Genomic DNA, 18,678 nt, shown 5'->3' on the forward strand with positions numbered 1-18,678 from the left:
CGTCAGTCCGAGCCGAATTGCTGGTCGATGAAGTCGAAGAGCTCGTCCGCCCCGGCCGATTCCAGGTTCTCGGCCACGTCGTCGGATCCGTCGCCGGGTGCGACGGTCCACCGGGCCAGGAGGCTCTGGAGCCGGGCGGCCACCAGAGCGCGGGTGGCGTCGTCCGCGGCGGACGGGTCGCGCAACGCCGTGTCCAGCAGGTCGAGCTCGGCGCTCGGGGAGGTGTCGGCCGTGGAGGTCGGCGTCAGCTCCGCGGCGAGGTGGTCGGCGAGGCGAGCCGGGTCGGGGTGGTCGAAGACGAGGGTCGCGGGCAATCGCAGTCCGGTCTCGGTGTTGAGCCGGTTGCGCAGTTCCACGGCGGTCAGCGAGTCGAACCCCATGTGGAGGAAGCCTTGTTCGACGGGGATCGACGCGGCCGAAGAATGTCCGAGCACCGTTGCTGCTTGCTCGCACACGGCTCGCAGCACCACGCGTCGGCGTTCTTCCTCGCTGAGTCCGACGAGGCGACGAGCCAGCGGCGCACCGTCCGGCCCTCGTTCGCTGCCGGCGGTCGCCGCCATCCGGCGGCGGGAGGGCGCCGGACGACGCGCCAGGTCGCGGAACAGGTCCACCTCGGTGGCACTGGTGTCCAGGTGAGCCGCCAACACCAGACTGCGCACGGACGTCGTGGCCGTGTCGAGGAGCCGGAGCCCGTCCTCGGTGCTCATCGGCAGCACGCCCGTGCGGGCCATGCGGGTGAGATCCGTTTCGTCGAGTCCTTCGGTCATCGCCGAGCGCTGTTCCCACAGACCCCACGCCACCGACACACCGGGCAGACCTTGCGAACGGCGCAACGCCGCCAACCCGTCGACGAACGCATTACCGGCCGCGTAGTTCGCCTGTCCCGCTCCGCCCAGCACACCAGCGGCCGAGGAGAACAGCACGAACCAGCGAACATCCTCCGCCGCAGTCAACTCATGCAGGTTCCACGCGCCCGCCACCTTCGCGGCCAACACGTCGGCCAACCGCCGCGGGGTCAACGACTCCACCGTCCCGTCATCCAAAGTCCCCGCCGCGTGCACGACACCGGAGACACCACCCGCCACATCGGACAGGGCCTCGGCGAGTGCGTCCCGATCCGCCACATCGCACGCGGCGACCCGCACCTCAACACCGACAGCGCCCAGCTCCCGCGTCAAGTCCGCCATTCCCGGGGCCTCCCGGCCTCGGCGGCTGAGCAGCAACAACCGGCGCACACCCCACTCCGCGGCCACATGCCGAGCGACGACTCCACCCAGCACACCGGAAGCACCCGTCACGACGACCCACCCGTCGGTTCCCTCGCGGGGCATGCTCAGCACGAGCTTGCCCACGTGCCGGGCCCGGCTCATGAACCAGAACGCCTCGTCCGCCTGCCGCGCGTCCCACACCTCGTTCGGCAGCAGCTGCAGCGCGCCCGCGTCGAAGAGGCGCACGACTTCGCGCAAGATCTCGCCGAGACGCGTCCCGCCGGCCTCGGCCAGATCGAACGCCCGGTACTTCACACCGCCATACGCCGCGGCAACCTCATCGGGATCGCGCACATCCGCCTTGCCCATCTCGACGAAACGACCACCCGGGCGAACCAGGCGCAGCGACGCATCCACCAACTCCCCGGCCAGCGAATCCAGAACGACGTCCACACCACCGAAAACCCCCTCGAACTCCCCCGTCCGCGACGACGCGATCCGTTCGTCAGCAACACCCAAACCACGCACCACGGGCCACTTCGGCTCACTCGCCGTCGCACACACCTCGGCACCAAGATGGTGCGCCAACTGCACGGCGGCCATGCCCACACCACCAGCGGCCGAGTGAATGAGAACCGATTCCCCTGCCCTCAGATCCGCCAGATCCACCAAGGCGTAGTACGCCGTCACGAACGCCACCGGTACCGACGCCGCGCTCTCCCAGCTCCACCCGGCAGGCACCTCGACGACCGTGCACTCGTCCACCACGATCGACGAGCGGTACGTGCCTTGCCACACGCCCATCACACGGTCACCGACACCGACGCTCGTGACGCCGGAACCGATCTCGGTCACGACGCCCGCAGCTTCGCTGCCCAGCACGGCGTTCTCGGCGTCGGGGTACATGCCGAGCACCACCAGGACATCGCGGAAGTTCACCCCCGCCGCGCGAACCTCGACCCGCACCTCGAACTCGCCCGGCTCCTGATCGGCGACCGCCGTCGTGTCCGGCACCCAGGCGAGTCCTTCCAGCGTTCCGCTGCCGCCGGTGTCGAGGTGCCACGTCGGCTCGGCGTCCCGGGCGGTGACTGGGGATTCGTCGGGGACCAGTCGTGGGATCAGGATCTCGTCGCCCCGGATGGCGAGTTGGGGCTCGTCGACGGCCAAGGCCCGCAGCACGGCGTCGGGTGTCGTGCCACCCGGATCCACGTCGAGCAGGGCGAACCGTCCGGGGTGCTCGGTCTGCGCGGAGCGGACCAGCCCCCAGACCGGGGACGAGGCGAGGTCGGCCACGCCGTCGCTCTGCACGCCGACCGCTCCGCGCGTCACCAGCACCAGCCGGGACGCGAGGAACAGTTCGGAGGCGAGCCAGCGCTGGACGAGGGCCAGCGCGTTCCGGGCGGCCTGTTCGGCGGCCGAGGGCATCTGCTCGCCGCTCGGCGTGGGCAGCTCGACCAGAACCTGCTCGGGCACCGGGAGTTCGCCGGTGGCCAGGCGTTGCTCCAGCGCCGCGAGGTCGTGGCAGCCGGCCAGCTCGGGGTGGGAGTCCGGGAGGTCGTCAGTGTCGCCCAGCACCGCGAGCCGGGAACCCACCGCGAGCACCACCTCGGGGCCGGTCTCCGATTTCCAGTCCACCCGGTACAGGGACGGGCCGCTGCTCGGGGGCGCGGGGAAGGTCGTCTCGCTGACGGGCCGGGTCACCAGCGACCGAGCGGTGAGCACGGGTCGCCCGTCGACGTCCGCGACCAGCACGGACATCGCGTCCTCCCCCGGGGTGAGGCGGACTCGCAACCTCGTCGCCCCGGTGGCGTGCAGGGACACACCGCTCCACAGGAACGGCAGCCGCACAGCGCTGCTTTCCGCGCACGCCAGCCACGCGTGCAACGCGGCGTCGAGCAGAGCAGGATGCACGCCGAACCCGGCGGCCTCCGCCCCCTCCGGCAACGCCACCTCCGCGCAGATCTCCTCCCCGCTCCGCCAGACCGATTCCAGACCGCGGAAAACCGGTCCGTAGGCGAGACCGTCCTCCTCCAGCCGGTCGTACACACCGTCGAGCTCCACCGGGCGCGCACCCGCCGGAGGCCAGCTGCTCAGGTCGGCGGGTTCCTCCGGCGCGACGGTGCTCACGATCGCTCGCGCGTGCAGCGTCCAAGCGTGGTCCGGATCGTCCTGGGCGTGGACGGTCACCTCGCGGTCGCCGTCGTCGCCGGGCGCGGCCACCAGGACCTGAATCTGCGCCGTCCCGGTCAGGACCAGCGGGGTTTCGAGGGTCAGTTCGGCGACGTGGTCGCAGCCGACCGCGTCGGCGGCGTGCAGCACCATGTCCACGAACGCCGTGCCGGGCAGGACGACGCGGCCGAGCACCGCGTGATCGGCCGTCCACGGCTGGTCGTGGAGCGACAGGCGTCCGGTGAACAGGTGTCCGTCCGTGCTCGGCAGCACGACGCCGCTGCCGAGCAGGGCGTGCCCGGTGGTCGCCATCCCGTGCGCGGCGGCGTCGCCGACACCGCGATGCCGAAGCCAGAAGCGGCTTCGCTGGAAGGCGTAGGTCGGCAGCTCGACCCGGCGGGCGCCCACGCCCTCGTAGGCCCACTCGACCGGTGCTCCGGCGACGAAGGCCTCCGCCACCGACCGCAGCACGCGCTCGTGGCCGCCCTCATCACGACGAAGAGTGCCCACCACTGAGACCTGGACGTCCCCGGCGGCCTCCTCGATCCCCGGCGTCAACACCGGATGCGGGCTCACCTCCACGAAGTGCCGGAAGCCCAACCTCACCAAACCTCGGACGGCCTCCTCGAAGCGCACCGGGCTCCGCAGATTCCGATACCAGTACTCGGCATCCGGAACCTGCTCACCCAGCCACGAACCCGTGACCGTCGAGAAGAACGGAACCACCGCACGCAGCGCCTCGACCGGAGCGAGATCGGAAAGGACGCATTCCTCCAACGCCTCCACCTGCGCCGAGTGCGACGCGTAGTCCACCGCTACCCACTGGAACCGCACGCCCTCCGCACCACAACGCTCCTCCAGCGCCGCCAGCGCCTCCGGGGTACCCGACACGACGGTCGTCGTGGGCCCGTTCATCGCCGCGACCGACACGTCCGCGAGATCCCCGAGAAGCCGACCCACCTCCTCCGCGGAAGCCCGAACGGCAGCCATACCGCCACGGCCCGACAACCCGGACGCCACAGCACGGCTGCGCAACGCCACGATCCGGGCCCCGTCCTCCAACGACAACCCACCGGCCACGACAGCAGCCGCGATCTCGCCCTGGGAGTGCCCCACCACCGCTGCGGGCTCCACGCCGTAGGAGCGCCACACCTCGGCCAGCGACACCATCACGGCCCACAACACCGGCTGAACAACCTCAACCCGCTCAAGCGCAACCGGGTCGGTCAGCACATCCAGCAGCTGGAAATCCACAGAGGACTCCAGGGCGACCGCGCACTCCCCCATGCGCGCGGCGAACACCGGCGACGACTCCAACAGCTCGACCGCCATCCCGACCCATTGCGAACCCTGCCCGGGGAAGACGAACACCACGCGCTCGTCCGAGGAGACAGCGGTTCCGCGGACGACGGCCGGGTCGCGCAAGCCCTCGAGCGCTGCGCGCCGCTCGGCGGTGCTCGTGCCGAGGACGACCGCACGGTGGTCGAAGCGGGCACGAGTGGTCGCCAGCGCGTGCCCCAGTTCCGCGGGTGACGCGCCGTCGAGCAGCGGCAGCAGTCGCCGGGCCTGTTCCCGCAGCGCCGCATCGGATGTGGCCGACACCGGCAACGGCACGACCTCCCCGTCCGGGACGGCACCGCTGGGCACCACCTCCTCGTCCGGCCCCTGTTCCAGGACGACGTGGGCGTTCGTGCCGCTGACGCCGAACGAGGAGACACCCGCGCGCCGGGGGCTCCCGGTGTCCGGCCAGTCGCGCGACCGCGCCAGGAGCCGCAGAGCACCGGAGGACCAGTCGACGTGCGTCGTGGGTTCGTCGGCGTGCAACGTCCGCGGGAGTCGCGCGTGCCGCAAGGCGAGCACGGCCTTGATGATCCCGGCCACGCCGGCGGCGGCCTGGGTGTGCCCGATGTTGGACTTCACCGATCCCAGCCACAGCGGCCGAGCCGCGTCCCGCCCCTGGCCGTAGGTCGCCAGCAACGCGCCCGCCTCGATCGGATCACCCAGCTTCGTCCCCGTTCCGTGCGCCTCCACCACGTCCACGTCCCCGGCATCCAGACCCGCGTCCGAGAGAGCGGCGCGAATGACCCGCTGCTGAGCGACACCGTTCGGCGCTGTCAGACCGTTCGACGCCCCGTCCTGGTTGACGGCGCTTCCGCGCACGACCGCCAGCACCCGGTGCCCGTTGCGCCGGGCGTCCGACAGCCGCTCGACGACGAGCACGCCCACGCCCTCGGCGAAGCCGGCCCCGTCGGCGTTCGCGGCGAACGCCTTGCTGCGACCATCGGGAGCGAGCCCTCCTTGGTGGGTGAACTCGGTGAAGATCCCCGGTGTGGACATGACGGTGACGCCGCCGGTGAGGGCGAGGTCGCATTCGCCCTGCTGCAGCGATCGGGCGGCGAGGTGCAGGGCGACCAGCGACGAGGAGCACGCGGTGTCGACGGTGATGGCCGGTCCTTCGGCGCCGAGCACGTAGGCGACCCGGCCGGACAGCACGCTGCCGATGTTGCCCGTGCCCGCGTAGCCGACGGCCTCATCGGGAGCGCCAGGCCCCATGGCGAGGTAGTCGCCACCGTTGCTGCCGGTGAAGACCGCCGCGCGGGTGCCGCGCAGCGTCGTCGGGTCGATTCCCGCGTCCTCCAACGCTTCCCACGACGTCTCCAGCAGCTGCCGTTGTTGCGGGTCCATCGCGAGGGCCTCGCGCGGGGAGATGCCGAAGAAGTCGGCGTCGAAGTCACCCGCGTCGTGCAGGAAGCCGCCCTCCCGTGCGCACGAGGTTCCGGGGCCCTCACCGCTCCAGAGGCGCTTGGTGTCCCAGCCGCGATCCTCCGGGAACGGGGTGATGGCGTCACCGCCCGCTTGCAGCAGACGCCACAGGTCCTCCGGAGAGGCCACGTCGCCGGGGAATCGGCAGCTCATGCCGACGATGACGACGGGGTCGTCGTCGACCACGGTGCTCGGCGTGGACGCTGCTTCCGGGGCGTCGCCGAGGAGTTCGCCGTGCAGGTACGTGGCCAGGCGTTGGGGTGGTCGAAGACGATGGTGGACGGCAGGCGCAGCCCGGTGACCCTGGTGAGCTGGTTGCGCAGTTCGACGGCGCTGACGGAGTCGAACCCCAGCTCCCGGTAGGAGGTCGCGGGGTCGACCGAGTCGGGACCCGCGTGGCCGAGCACACCGGCCACCTGCTCGCGGACGAGCGTCAGGAGCGCGGCCTGCTGCTCGGCTCGGCCGCCCATCGCGGCCAGCCGCCCGGCCGGTGTGGTGGCGCGGACAGCCGGTGCGTCGGCCTCGGCGAGCCGGCGCACGTCGGGCAGGTCCGCGAGGAACGGGCTGGGCCGCGTGGCGGTGTAGGCGACGTGGAACCGGTCCCACTCGACGTCCGCGACGACGACGGCCGGGTCCCCGTCACCGGTGACCGCCCTCAGCGCGGTGGCCGCGAGCTCGGGGGCCATGACGGGCAGACCGTGGCGGCGGGCCATCGCACCGATGCCGTCCTCGGTGGCCATGCCGCGCTCGTCCCAGATGCCCCACGCGATCGAGGTGGCCGGCAGTCCGAGCGCGTGCCGCTGCTCGGCGAGGGCGTCCAGGTACGCGTTGCCGGGAGCGTAGTTGCCCTGCCCGGTCGCGCCGAAAGTGCCGGCGACGGAGGAGAACAGCACGAAAGCCTCCAGGTCGCGGGTCAGTTCGTGCAGGTGCCAAGCGCCGTCGGCCTTGACGCGCAGGACGCGATCGAGCTGGTCGGGGGTGAGGTCCTGGACGAGGCCGTCGTCGAGGACGGCGGCGGTGTGCACCACGGCCGTCGGCGAGATGCCGTCGAGCAGCCGGGCGAGGTCGGCGCGGTCGCCGACGTCGCAGGCCGCGATGGTCACGCGCACGTCGGCGGCCTCCAGCTCGGCGCGCAGCTCGGCGGCCCCCGGCGCGTCGGGGCCGCGGCGGCTGGCCAGCACGAGGTGTTCGGCACCGGTGCGGGCCAGGTGGCGCGCCACGGCGGCACCGAGTCCCCCGGTACCCCCGGTGATGAGCACGGTGCCGCGCGGACGCCACGCCGGGCGCGAACCGGACGTGCGGGCGAGTCGCCGCACGTGGGCGCCGGTCGAGCGGAGCGCGACCTGGTCTTCGCCGGTCGTGCCGGAGAGGACTCCCGCGAGCAGGCCACCGGTGCGGGTGTCCGGCTGGGCGGGCAGGTCGACGAGGCCGCCGAACCGCTCGGGGTGTTCCAGCGCGACGATCCTGCCGAGTCCCCAGACCATGTGCTGCGCCGCCGCGTCGTCGCGGTGAGACCTGGCGTCCTCGTCGGTGGCCGTGACCGCTTCCCGGGTCAGGCACCACAGCGGCGCGTCGATCCCGGCGTCGAGGAGGGCTTGGAACAACGCGACGGTCGCGGTGAGGCCGGCGCGCGAGACGCCGCCTTCGGTCGCCGGGTGGTCGGCGGCGGAGAGCAGGGACAGCACTCCCGCGTACGGCCGGTGGTCCAGTCGACGGGCGATGTCCCCCCGCGTCTCGGTCACCGGGACGTCGAGGGTGACGACGTCACCGCCGTGGTCTCGAATCGCGTCCGCGACAGCGTGACCGGCGGAGCCGGTGGGCACCACCAGCAGCCAGGTCCCGCTCAGGACCGGGGCTCCGGGCATGGTCGCGGGGACCCAGCGCGCGCGGTAGCGCCAGGAGGCCACCTCGGCCGCCGACGTCCGATCGCGGTTCCAGGCGCGCAGCGCGGGCAGGACCGGGAGGAGGGACGCGCCGTCGACGTCCAGGGTCTCCGCCAGGATCGAGACGTCGTCGTGGTCCACGGCCGCCCAGAAACCGCTGTCGTCGGTGCTCTTCCGGGACACGGCGGGGGCGTCCCACCAGTAGCGTTCGTGCTGGAAGGCGTAGGTGGGGAGGTCGACGAGGCGATTGTCGGTTCCCGCGAACGCCGGCGCCCAGTCCACGGGCACGCCGCGGACGAACGCCTCCCCCAGCGACGTCAGCAGTTGCCGCTGATCCCCGGCGTCGCGCAGCAGCGAACCCACGACGGCCGCCTCGTGGCCCGCCACCTCCAGGGTGTGCTCGATGTCCCCGGTCAGAACGGCGTGGGGGCTGCACTCGATGAACGCGCCGATTCCTTCGGCAGCGAGAGCCCGCACGGCTTCCTCGAAGCGGACGGGGTGACGGAGGTTGCGCGCCCAGTAGGCCGCGTCCGGCACCTCCTGCCCCAGCCGGCCACCGGTCACCGTGGAGAAGAACGGAACGTCCGCGGGCCGCGCCTCGATCGGGTCGAGGTCGGCGAGGATCCGGTCCCGCAACGCGTCCACTTGCGCCGAGTGCGACGCGTAGTCCACCGCGACCCGCCGGAACCGCACGTCTTCCGCACCGCATCGGGCTTCCAGCGCGTCGAGTCCCGCCGGCGTACCGGACGCGACCGTCGTCTCGGGCCCGTTCATCGCCGCGATCGACACCTCGGCCAGATCAGCGACGAGCCGATGCGCGCGTGCCGCCGACACGCGCACGACGGCCATGCCGCCGTGTCCCGCCAACTCGGCGGCGATGGCGCGGCTGCGCAACGCGACCGCGCGCGCTCCGTCCTCCAGCGAGAGAGAACCCGCCACGACGGCCGCCGCGATCTCGCCTTGGGAATGCCCCACCACCGCTGCGGGCCGGACGCCGTAGGACTCCCACACCGCGGCCAACGACACCATCACCGCCCACAACGCGGGCTGGACCAGCTCCACCCGCTCCAGCGCCTCCGCGTTGCCCAGGATCCGCAGCAGCGGGACGTCCACGTGGGGCTTCAGCGCCGCGGCGCACTCCCGCATCCGCGAGGCGAAGACCGGCGACTCGGCCAGCAGTTCCACCGCCATGCCCGGCCACTGCGATCCCTGTCCCGGGAACACCAGCGCCACCCGCGGCTCGCCACCTTCGCCGCGCACCTCGCCGCTGACACCGGCACCGTCGGCCAGCGCCCGCACCCCGTCGAGGAGTTCGTCTCGGCCGGAGCCCGCCACCACCGCGCGATGCTCGTGCACCGCGCGACGGAGCAAGGACGCTCCGATGTCCATCATGGACTCAGTCGGGTGCGCCTGCACGTAGCCCGCGAGGCGCTCGGCTTGCCCGCGCAACGCCGCCGCATCACGGCCCGAGATCACCCACGGCACCGCCGAAGTCGCACCACGCCCTGCCGGTTCCTCGGCAGCGGGAGCCTGCTCGATGATCACGTGCGCGTTCGTCCCGCTGATGCCGAACGACGACACCCCCGCACGCAGCGGACGATCTGCGAGCCACTCCCGCGATTCCGCCAAGAGCCGCACGCCGCCGGAAGACCAGTCGACGTGCGGCGTGGGCTCATCGGCGTGCAGCGAAGCGGGCAGCACACCGCGCCGCATCGCCTGCACCATCTTGATGACACCGGCGACACCGGCGGCGGCTTGGGTGTGCCCGATGTTGGACTTCACCGACCCCAACCACAACGGCCGCTGCGAGCTCCGCTGCACGCCGTAGGTGGACAGCAGGGCATCCGCCTCGATCGGGTCGCCGAGGGTCGTGCCGGTGCCGTGCGCCTCGACCGCGTCCACCTCGTCCGGAGCCAACCCCGCGTTCGCCAGCGCCGCCCGGATCACCCGCTGCTGCGAGGGACCGCTCGGCGCGGTGAGGCCGTTCGACGCCCCGTCCTGGTTCACCGCGCTACCGCGCACCACGGCCAGGACCCGATGCCCCTTGCACCGGGCGTCCGACAACCGCTCCAGCGCCAGGACGCCCGCGCCGTCGGAGAAGCCCGTGCCGTCGGCGGCCGCCGAGAACGGCTTGCACCGGCCGTCCGGCGCCAGACCGCGCTGACGTCCGAAGTGGACGAAGGCGCTCGGGGTCGCCATCACGGTCACGCCACCCGCCAGCGCCACGTCGCACTCGCCGGACCGCAGCGCCTGTGCTGCCAAGTGCAACGCCACCAGCGACGACGAGCACGCCGTGTCGACGGTGACCGCCGGGCCCTCGAAACCGAAGGCGTAGGCCACCCGGCCGGACAGCACGCTGCCGGTGTTGCCCGTCAGCATGAGGCTTTCCACGTGCTCGGGAGCCCGGTCCAGGGGCGGGGCGTAATCGTGGTAGACCTGGCCCGCGAACACGCCGGTGGCCGAACCGCGCAGACCCGACGGGTCGAGACCGGCGTGTTCCAACGCCTCCCACGACGTCTCCAGCAGCAACCGCTGCTGCGGATCCATCGCCAACGCCTCCCGCGGCGAGATCCCGAAGAACCCGGCGTCGAAATCGCCCGCGCCGTGGAGGAAACCGCCCTCGCGGGTGTAGGAGGTGCGGGGGTGGTCGGGGTCCGGGTGGTAGAGCGCGTCGAGATCCCAACCGCGGTCGGTGGGGAACGGGCCGATGCCGACGCCGCCGGTGAACACCAGCTCCCACAACGATTCCGGGTCCGTCACACCGCCCGGGAAGCGACAGGCCATCCCGACGATCGCCACCGGGTCGTCGGCCGGTTCGGCCGGGTCGGCAGCTGCTGCCGCCTGCGCGGCCTCCTCCACAACGGGCTCCGCGCGCACCGGCTCGTCCGTTGCCTCGGTGAGCCGGTCCACCAGGTACGTGGCGAGCGCGGTGGGCGTGGGGTGGTCGAAGAGCAGCCCCGCGGGGAGCCGCTCGCCGGTCTCGGTGTTGAGGCGGTTGCGCAGCTCGACCGAGCCGAGCGAATCGAAACCGATGTCCTGGAACGGCCGGGTGGCGTGAATCCGCTCCGGTGAATCGAACCGGAGGACGGCCGCGGCCTGCGTTAACACCAGATCGAGCGCGAGACCGTGCCGCTCACCGGGTGGGAGGGCTTCCACACGGTCGGGGAAGGAGGAACTTCCCTCCGTCACCGGCAGCGGAACGATCCGGCGCAGCAACGGCGGCACGCCGTCCCGCGCCGCACGCTCGCGGACCGAGCGCACGTCCAGCTTCGCCGGGACCAGCTGCGGCCTCGGGTCGGCAACCGCGCTGTCGAACAGGGCGAGCGCCTCGTCCTCCGGCAGCGGCACCACGCCGAGCCGCGCCAGTCGCGCCCGGTCGGTGTCGTCGAGGCCCGAGGCCATGCCACCGCCCTGGTCGTCCTGCTCCCACACGCCCCAGGCGAGGGCCTGCCCCGGGAGACCGAGGTGGGCGCGGTGGGCCGCCAGCGCGTCCAGGAAGGCGTTGCCCGCGGCGTAGTTCGCCTGCCCGGAGGTGCCGAGCACCCCGGAGACCGAGGACAGCAGGACGAACGCGGTCAGCGGCTCCTCGCGGGTGAGCTCGTGCAGGTTCCACGCGGCGTCCACCTTCGGCCGCAGCACCGTGGCGAGCTGGTCGGCGGTCAAGGACGTGACAGCTCCGTCGGCGAGCGTGCCCGCGGCGTGCACCACGGCGGTGACGGGAACCCCGGCGGTCGTGAGAGCGGCGGCGAGGGCGTCGCGGTCGGCCGGGTCGCAGGCGAGGTTCGTCACCGCGCAGCCCGCTTCGGTGAGTTCCTCGGTGAGTTCGCGGGTCGCGTCGGCACCGCGTCGGCTGAGGCACAGCAGCCTGCGCACGCCGTGCTCGTGGACCAGGCGCCTGGCGAGCAGACCGCAGATCCGCCCGGAAGCACCGGTGAGCAGGACCGCGCCGTCCGAGCCGAAGGGGGTGGCGGCCTCGGCTGCGGTGGCGCGGGTGAGCCGGGGCGCGTGCGCGCGACCGGCGCGGAGTGCGAGCTGCGGTTCACCTCCAGCGGTCGTGGAAGGCAGCAGCCGCAACGATTCCCGGTGCCGGTCGGTGTCGACGAGCACGAACCGACCGGGTGTTTCGGTCTGCGCGGTGCGCAGCAGACCCCAGACGGTGGCCGCGGCGATGTCGGTCACGGCCTCCGGCCCGGTGGCGCCCTCGGTGACGACGAGGAGGCGCGCAGCGGTCAGCCGGTCGTCGAGGAGCAGGGCGTGGGCGGTGTCCAGCGCCGTCGTCGCGTGCGCGTGCGCAGCCGTCACCGGGTCGCCGTCCGTGCGCGGCACGAGCCAGACGAGGACGTCGGGAACGGCTCCGGCGTCGAGGGCGACGCGCAACTCGCCGACGTCCCGGTACGTGGCGGTACCGCTGGGAAGGCCGAGGTCGAGCGGACTTCCGTCACCGCTGAGCAATGCCCAGCGGCCGGTGGGCGGCGAGTCGCTCATCGACAGCTCGTCCCACTCCACGGCGAACAGCGACCGGGCGGCGCCGGTCGGACCGCCGAGCCGGGTGGCGTCCGCAGGCCGCGTGGTGAGGGCACCGATCGCGGCCACCGGGCGCCCGTTCGCGTCGGCGAGGTCGAGGGTGACGTCGTCCTGTCCGGTGCGCGCGATGCGAGCGCGCAGGGAACGGGTGCCCGTGGTGTGCAGGGCGACGTCACCGAACGCGTAGGGCAGGCGCAGCTCGTCACCCAGCACGGCGTGCAGGGCCGAGTCGAGGAGGGCCGGGTGGATCGCGTAGCCGGCGCCCTCGTGCTCCGGCAGGGCGAGTTCCGCTTCGGCGTAGACGGTCCCGTCGGTGTCCGTCCACATGCGACCGAGTCCGCGGAAAGCGGGCCCGTAGGTGTAACCGGTGTCGGCCAGGTCCGCGTAGAGGGCGCCCGTGTCGACCGGAGTCGCTCCGGGAGGTGGCCAGCTGGTGGCCCAGTCCGAGGCGGGCGGGGTGGCGGGAGCCGGGCCGAGCGTCGCGGTGGCATGCAGCGTCCACGCCGCGTCCTCGGTGGCGGGACGTGCGTGGAGGGTGGCCGTGGCACGGCCCGGCCCCTCGGACGCGGCCACCGTGATCTGGAGGTCCGTGGCCCCGCCGTCCGCGGGCAGCACCAAGGGGGTGTGCAGGACCAGTTCGTCGACGTGCGGGGCGCCGTAGCGGTCTCCCCCCTGCACGGCCAGTTCGAGCAGTGCCGTCGCGGGCAGCAGGGCGACGTCGCCGACGGTGTGATCGTAGAGCCATGCGTGGTTCTGCGCGTCGATCCGCCCGGTCAGCAGCAGAGAACCGCCGTCGGCGGTGTGCACGGCGGCACCGAGCAGCGGGTGCCGGGCGGGGGTGAGGCCCGCGGCCGACACGTCGAGGGTCCCGGCGTCCGCGTCGAGCCAGTAGCTCTGCCGCTGGAAGGCGTAGGTGGGCAGGTCGACGGTGCGGGCTCCGAGGTCCGCGAAAGCCGTGCTCCAGTCCACAGCGACGCCGCGGGTGAAGGCCTCGCCCAGCGACGTCAGCAATTGCCGCTGGTCACCGGCGTCGCGCAGCAGCGAACCCACGACGACCGCGTCCCGGCCGGCCGACTCCGCGGTGTGCTCGACGTCCTCGGTCAGGACGGTGTGCGGGCTGCATTCGACGAACGTGCCGAAATCTTCGGCGGAAAGGGAGCGCACGGCTTCTTCGAACCGCACCGGGTTGCGGAGATTCCGGTACCAGTACGCCGCATCCGGGACCTGCTCCCCCAGCCACGAGCCCGTCACCGTCGAGAAGAACGGGACCGCCGCAGGCCGAGCCCCGATCGGAGCGAGGTCGGTGAGGATCTGTTCCTCCAGCGCCTCCACCTGCGAAGAGTGCGACGCGTAATCCACCGGAATCCACCGGAACCGCACGCCTTCCGCACCACATCGGGCTTCCAGCTCTTCCAGTCCCTGCCGCGTACCCGACACGACCGTGGTCGCGGGCCCGTTCATCGCCGCGACCGACACGTCCGCGAGATCCCCGAGGAGCCGACCCACCTCCTCGGAAGAAGCCCGAACGGCTGCCATACCGCCACGGCCCGACAACTCAGCGGCGACGGCGCGGCTGCGCAACGCCACGACCCGCGCGCCGTCCTCCAGCGACAACCCGCCCGCCACGACAGCAGCCGCGATCTCACCCTGCGAATGCCCGACCACCGCCGCGGGCCGGACCCCGTACGACTCCCACACCGCGGCCAACGACACCATCACGGCCCACAACACGGGCTGAACGACCTCAACCCGCTCCAGTGCGTCCGCATCACCCAAGACATCGAGCAACCTGAAATCCACAAAGGACTCCAGAGCTACCGCGCACTCCCCCATTCGCGCAGCGAACACCGGCGACTCGACGAGCAAATCCGCCGCCATCCCCACCCACTGCGAACCCTGCCCCGGGAACACGAAAACCGCCCGTGATTCGGCGGTTCCGGCCGCCCCCGCCCCAGCGCCGCGAGCGACCGCCCGAACGGATTCGAGCAACTCGCCATGATCAGCGCCCACCACCACCGCGCGGTGCTCGTGCGCCGCACGACCGGCCAGAGCGGCTCCGATGTCCACGATGGACGTCTCGGGCCGCGCGTCGACGAATTCCGCCAGGCGCCGCGCCTGGTCGCACAACGCCGCGCTGTCGCGTCCCGACAGCACCCACGGCACCGCCGAGGACTCGCCACGTACCGGCTCCACGACGAACGGAGCTTCCTCCACGATCACGTGGGCGTTCGTCCCGCTGATCCCGAACGACGACACGCCCGCGCGTCGCGGACGGCCCTCGTCCAGCCAATCCCGGGATTCCGCGAGCAGTGCGAGGCCGCTCGACGCCCACTCCACACGCGGCGTCGGCTCGTGCGAGTGCAACGTCGCGGGCAACGTCTCGTGCCGCATCGCCTGCACCATCTTGATGACACCGGCGACACCGGCGGCGGCTTGGGCGTGCCCGATGTTGGACTTCAGCGACCCCAACCACAACGGGTGCCCTGGTCGCCGCTGCCGCCCGTACGCCTCCGCCAGCGCCTGCGCCTCGATCGGATCGCCCAGCCGCGTACCGGTACCGTGCGCCTCGACCGCGTCCACGTCCTCCGCCGACAGCCCCGCGCTCGCCAACGCCGCCCGGATCACCCGCTGCTGCGAGGAGCCGTTCGGCGCCGTCAGGCCGTTCGACGCGCCGTCCTGGTTCACCGCGCTTCCCCGCAGGACGGCCAGGACCCGGTGTCCGTTGCGCTGCGCGTCCGACAACCGCTCCAGTGCCAGCACGCCGACGCCTTCGGCCCACGACGTGCCGTCGGCGTCCGCCGAGAACGGCTTGCAGCGACCGTCCGCCGCCAAACCGCCTTGCCGGCCGAATTCGACGAACATGCCGGGGGTGGCCATGACCGTCACGCCACCCGCCAGCGCCACATCGCACTCGCCCGAGCGCAACGCCTGCCCTGCCAAGTGCAACGCCACCAGCGACGACGAACACGCCGTGTCCACCGTCACCGCCGGACCCTCAAGACCCAGCGAATACGCCACCCGGCCCGACAGCACGCTCGGGGTGCCACCGGTGAGGAGGTATCCGGTGAGGTGGTCGGGCGCGCGGTGCGCGCGAGGACCGTAATCCTGCGTGGTGGCACCGACGTAGACGCCGGTGGCCGAACCGCGCAGACCCGACGGATTGAGACCCGCGTGTTCCAACGCCTCCCACGACGTCTCCAGCAGCAACCGCTGCTGCGGATCCATCGCCAACGCCTCCCGCGGCGAGATCCCGAAGAACCCGGCGTCGAAATCGCCCGCGCTGTGGAGGAATCCGCCGACCTGCGCGTGGCCACCGGACGCGAGGTCCCAGCCGCGGTTGGTGGGCGGCTCCCCGATCGCGTCCTCGCCGGAGGCCACGAAGTCCCACAGCGCGTCCGGCGAGTCGATGCCGCCCGGATAGCGGCAGGCCATGCCGACGATCGCCAACGGTTCGTCCGTCACCTGCCGTTCACGGATGTCCGGGGTCGTCTCGGTGCCGGTGAGCAGATCGCGCAGGTGCTCGGCCAGCGCCGCGGGCGTCGGGTGGCCGAAGACCGCTCCCGCGGTGAGGGAGAGCCCGGTGCGGGCGGCGAGCTTCGCCGCGAGTTCCTCGGTCATCAGCGAGCTGAAACCGAGTTCCCTGAACGTCGAGGTCACGTCGACGGGGGCGGTTTCCCGCGTGACGAGAGCCGCCTGCTCCCGCACGAGTGCGAGCAGCTCGGGAATCTCGGCGCTGGGAGCTGCCGCCGAGCCGCTCGCGGGCGCCGGGGCGTCCTCGGCCGGACCGTCCACGTCGAGCCAGAAGCGCCGGCGCTGGAACGGGTACGTCGGCAGATCCACCTGCCGCCCGCTCCCCAGCAGGGGCTCCCAGTCGACGTCGTCTCCCCGGATCCACAGCGACGCGAGCGCCTGGATCAGCGTGGTGAGGGACGTCGCCGGGCCGATCTCCAGGAACGCCGGGACGGCGGAGCCCGCCGCAGATGGAGCGGTCCAGTGAGCGTTGTCCCGCAACGACTCCGGCTCGACGACCCGTCCGGTGCCAGGAGTGGTCACGGGCACCAGGGCTTCGGCGAACTCGACCGACACGAGCACCCGGCCGAACGCTTCCGGTTCCGTCGACCAGGCACGCGCCAGCACCAACCGCGCCGCGTCCCGCAACGACCACACGCCGGCCACGTGGGCGGCGAGCAGTTCCCCCGCCGAGTACCCGCTGACCGCCGACGGGACCACGCCCCACGAAGACGCCAACCGCCACGCCGCGACGCCGAACGCGAACGACTCCGCGTCGGCCCGGAGGGGCTCCGCGTTCCCGGGGCCTTCCTCGATCGCTCGCCACACCCGCGCGCCGAAGTCCCCTCGCACCACCCCGGAGCGCTCCCGCGCCTCTTCCGGCAGCCCGGCCTCGTCGGCGATCTCCGCGGCCACGTCGTCGAAGACCGCGCACACCTCGGACAGCGCCTCGGCGAAGGCGGGGAAACGAGCCAGTCCCTCTCCGCGTTCCGGCCCCGCACCCGAGAACACCACGGTGACGTCGTCCGGCACATCGGTCAGGACATCGGGTGCGGTACCTCCGTCAGCCAGCGCACGCGCCCCGGCGACGAGGTCGTCCCGTGAACCCGACACGATCGCGGCACGGTGTTCGAAGGCGGTGCGGGTGGAGACCAGCGACGAGGCGATCTCCGCGGGGTCGTGCTCGACCCCGCTGTCCGCGAGCCTCGACGCGACGTCCCGCAGGGCCTCCTCGCTCCGTCCGGACAGCAGCCATGGCACGACGGGCGGACTCGATGGGGACTGCTCGGGTTCCGGATCGGGCCGCCAGTCGCTCAGCACGACGTGGCAGTTGGTACCGCCCATGCCGAACGAGCTCACACCCGCCACGAGCGGCCCGTCGGACAACGGGCCGAGACGCCGCTGGACGCGGAGGTTGAGCTCCTCCAACGGGATCCGCGGGTGCGGGGTGTCGAAGTTCAGGCTGGCGGGCAGTTGCCGATGTGCCAGGGCGAGCACGGTCTTGATGAACCCGGCGATTCCGGCCGCGCCGCTGAGGTGACCGATGTTGGTCTTCACCGAACCCACTGCCAAGGGCCGGTGGGCGGGACGGCGGCTGCCGATGACCTCCCCGAGAGCGGCGGCCTCGACGGGGTCCCCGGTGGGGGTCCCGGTGCCGTGCAGTTCGACGTAGTCGACGGCGTCCGGGGCGATGCCCGCCTGCCGGTAGGCGCGGCTGAGGGTCTCGGCCTGCGCGGCGGCGGTCGGTGTCGTGAGGGTGTCGCCGTCCGGGTCGTTGGTGGTGGCGCTGCCCCGTACCAGGGCCAGGACTCGGTCGCCGTCGGCGAGGGCGGTGCGCAGGCGCTTGAGCACGACGGCGCCGCCGCCCTCGCCCGGCACGTAGCCGTCGGCCCGCTCGTCGAAGGTGAAGCAGCGCCCCTGCGGGGACAGGGCTCCCAGCCGGGAGGCGAGCAGCACGCTCTGCGGCAGCAGGTGCAGGTTGACCCCGCACACGAGCGCGATGTCGGACTCCTCGGCGCGCAGGCTCCCGCAGGCCAAGTGCAACGCCACCAGCGAAGAGGACTGGGAGGAGTCGACGGTGATGCTGGGGCCGCGCGCCCCGAGGAAGGCGGCGATCCGGTTGGCGATGACGCCGCGCTGCACACCCGTCAGGGCGTGCTCGGTGGCGAGCGCGTGGGCGTGCGAGGAGATCAGCTGGGCGTAGTCGTCGTTCGAGACGCCGACGAACGTGCCGAGGCGGGTGCCGCGCACCCGGCCCGGTGCGATGCGAGCGTTCTCCAGCGCCTCCCACCCGAGTTCCAGCGCGAGGCGCTGCTGCGGATCGACGTACGGCGCTTCCCTCGGGGAGATGCCGAAGAACGCGGCGTCGAATTCCTCGGGGTGCTCCAGGAACGCACCCCAGCGGGGCGCTCCCTCGGCGGCGGGGCCGGACCAGCGACCGGCCGGCACCTCGGAGACGCTGCTCCCGCCCTCGGCGAGCAACCGCCACAACCGCTGCGGGTCCTCGGCACCGGGGAATCGGCACGAGATCCCGACGACGGCCATAGTCGTGTCCGGGTCGACGGGCTGCCCTGCGGCGAACCCGGCATCTTCCGCAGCCATATCCATCGCGACCCATTTCT

The 18,678-nt window shown here is 72.5% G+C and carries 2 protein-coding genes; both read right to left on the reverse strand.

Going from position 1 to position 18,678, the window contains the following annotated elements; translation table 11 throughout:
- Positions 1 to 2 precede the first annotated feature (2 nt).
- Positions 3 to 6,293, reverse strand: a complete 6,291-nt coding sequence (locus KBO27_RS24380; RefSeq protein ID WP_281420862.1) for a type I polyketide synthase — start codon at positions 6,291 to 6,293, stop codon at positions 3 to 5.
- Positions 6,290 to 18,658 (reverse strand): type I polyketide synthase, encoded by a 12,369-nt coding sequence (locus KBO27_RS24385; RefSeq protein ID WP_210972213.1) that lies wholly within the window; start codon positions 18,656 to 18,658, stop codon positions 6,290 to 6,292. The genes KBO27_RS24380 and KBO27_RS24385 overlap by 4 nt, the downstream gene beginning before the upstream one ends.
- Positions 18,659 to 18,678: the final 20 nt, after the last annotated feature.

This window comes from Saccharopolyspora endophytica, from assembly GCF_018070075.1.
Lineage (GTDB): Bacteria > Actinomycetota > Actinomycetes > Mycobacteriales > Pseudonocardiaceae > Saccharopolyspora > Saccharopolyspora endophytica.

Excerpts from the sequence above, each read along its gene's own strand:
- KBO27_RS24385 (WP_210972213.1), bottom strand. The coding sequence starts at position 18,658 with ATGGCTGCGGAAGATGCCGGGTTCGCCGCAGGGCAGCCCGTCGACCCG.
- KBO27_RS24380 (WP_281420862.1), bottom strand. The coding sequence starts at position 6,293 with ATGAGCTGCCGATTCCCCGGCGACGTGGCCTCTCCGGAGGACCTGTGG.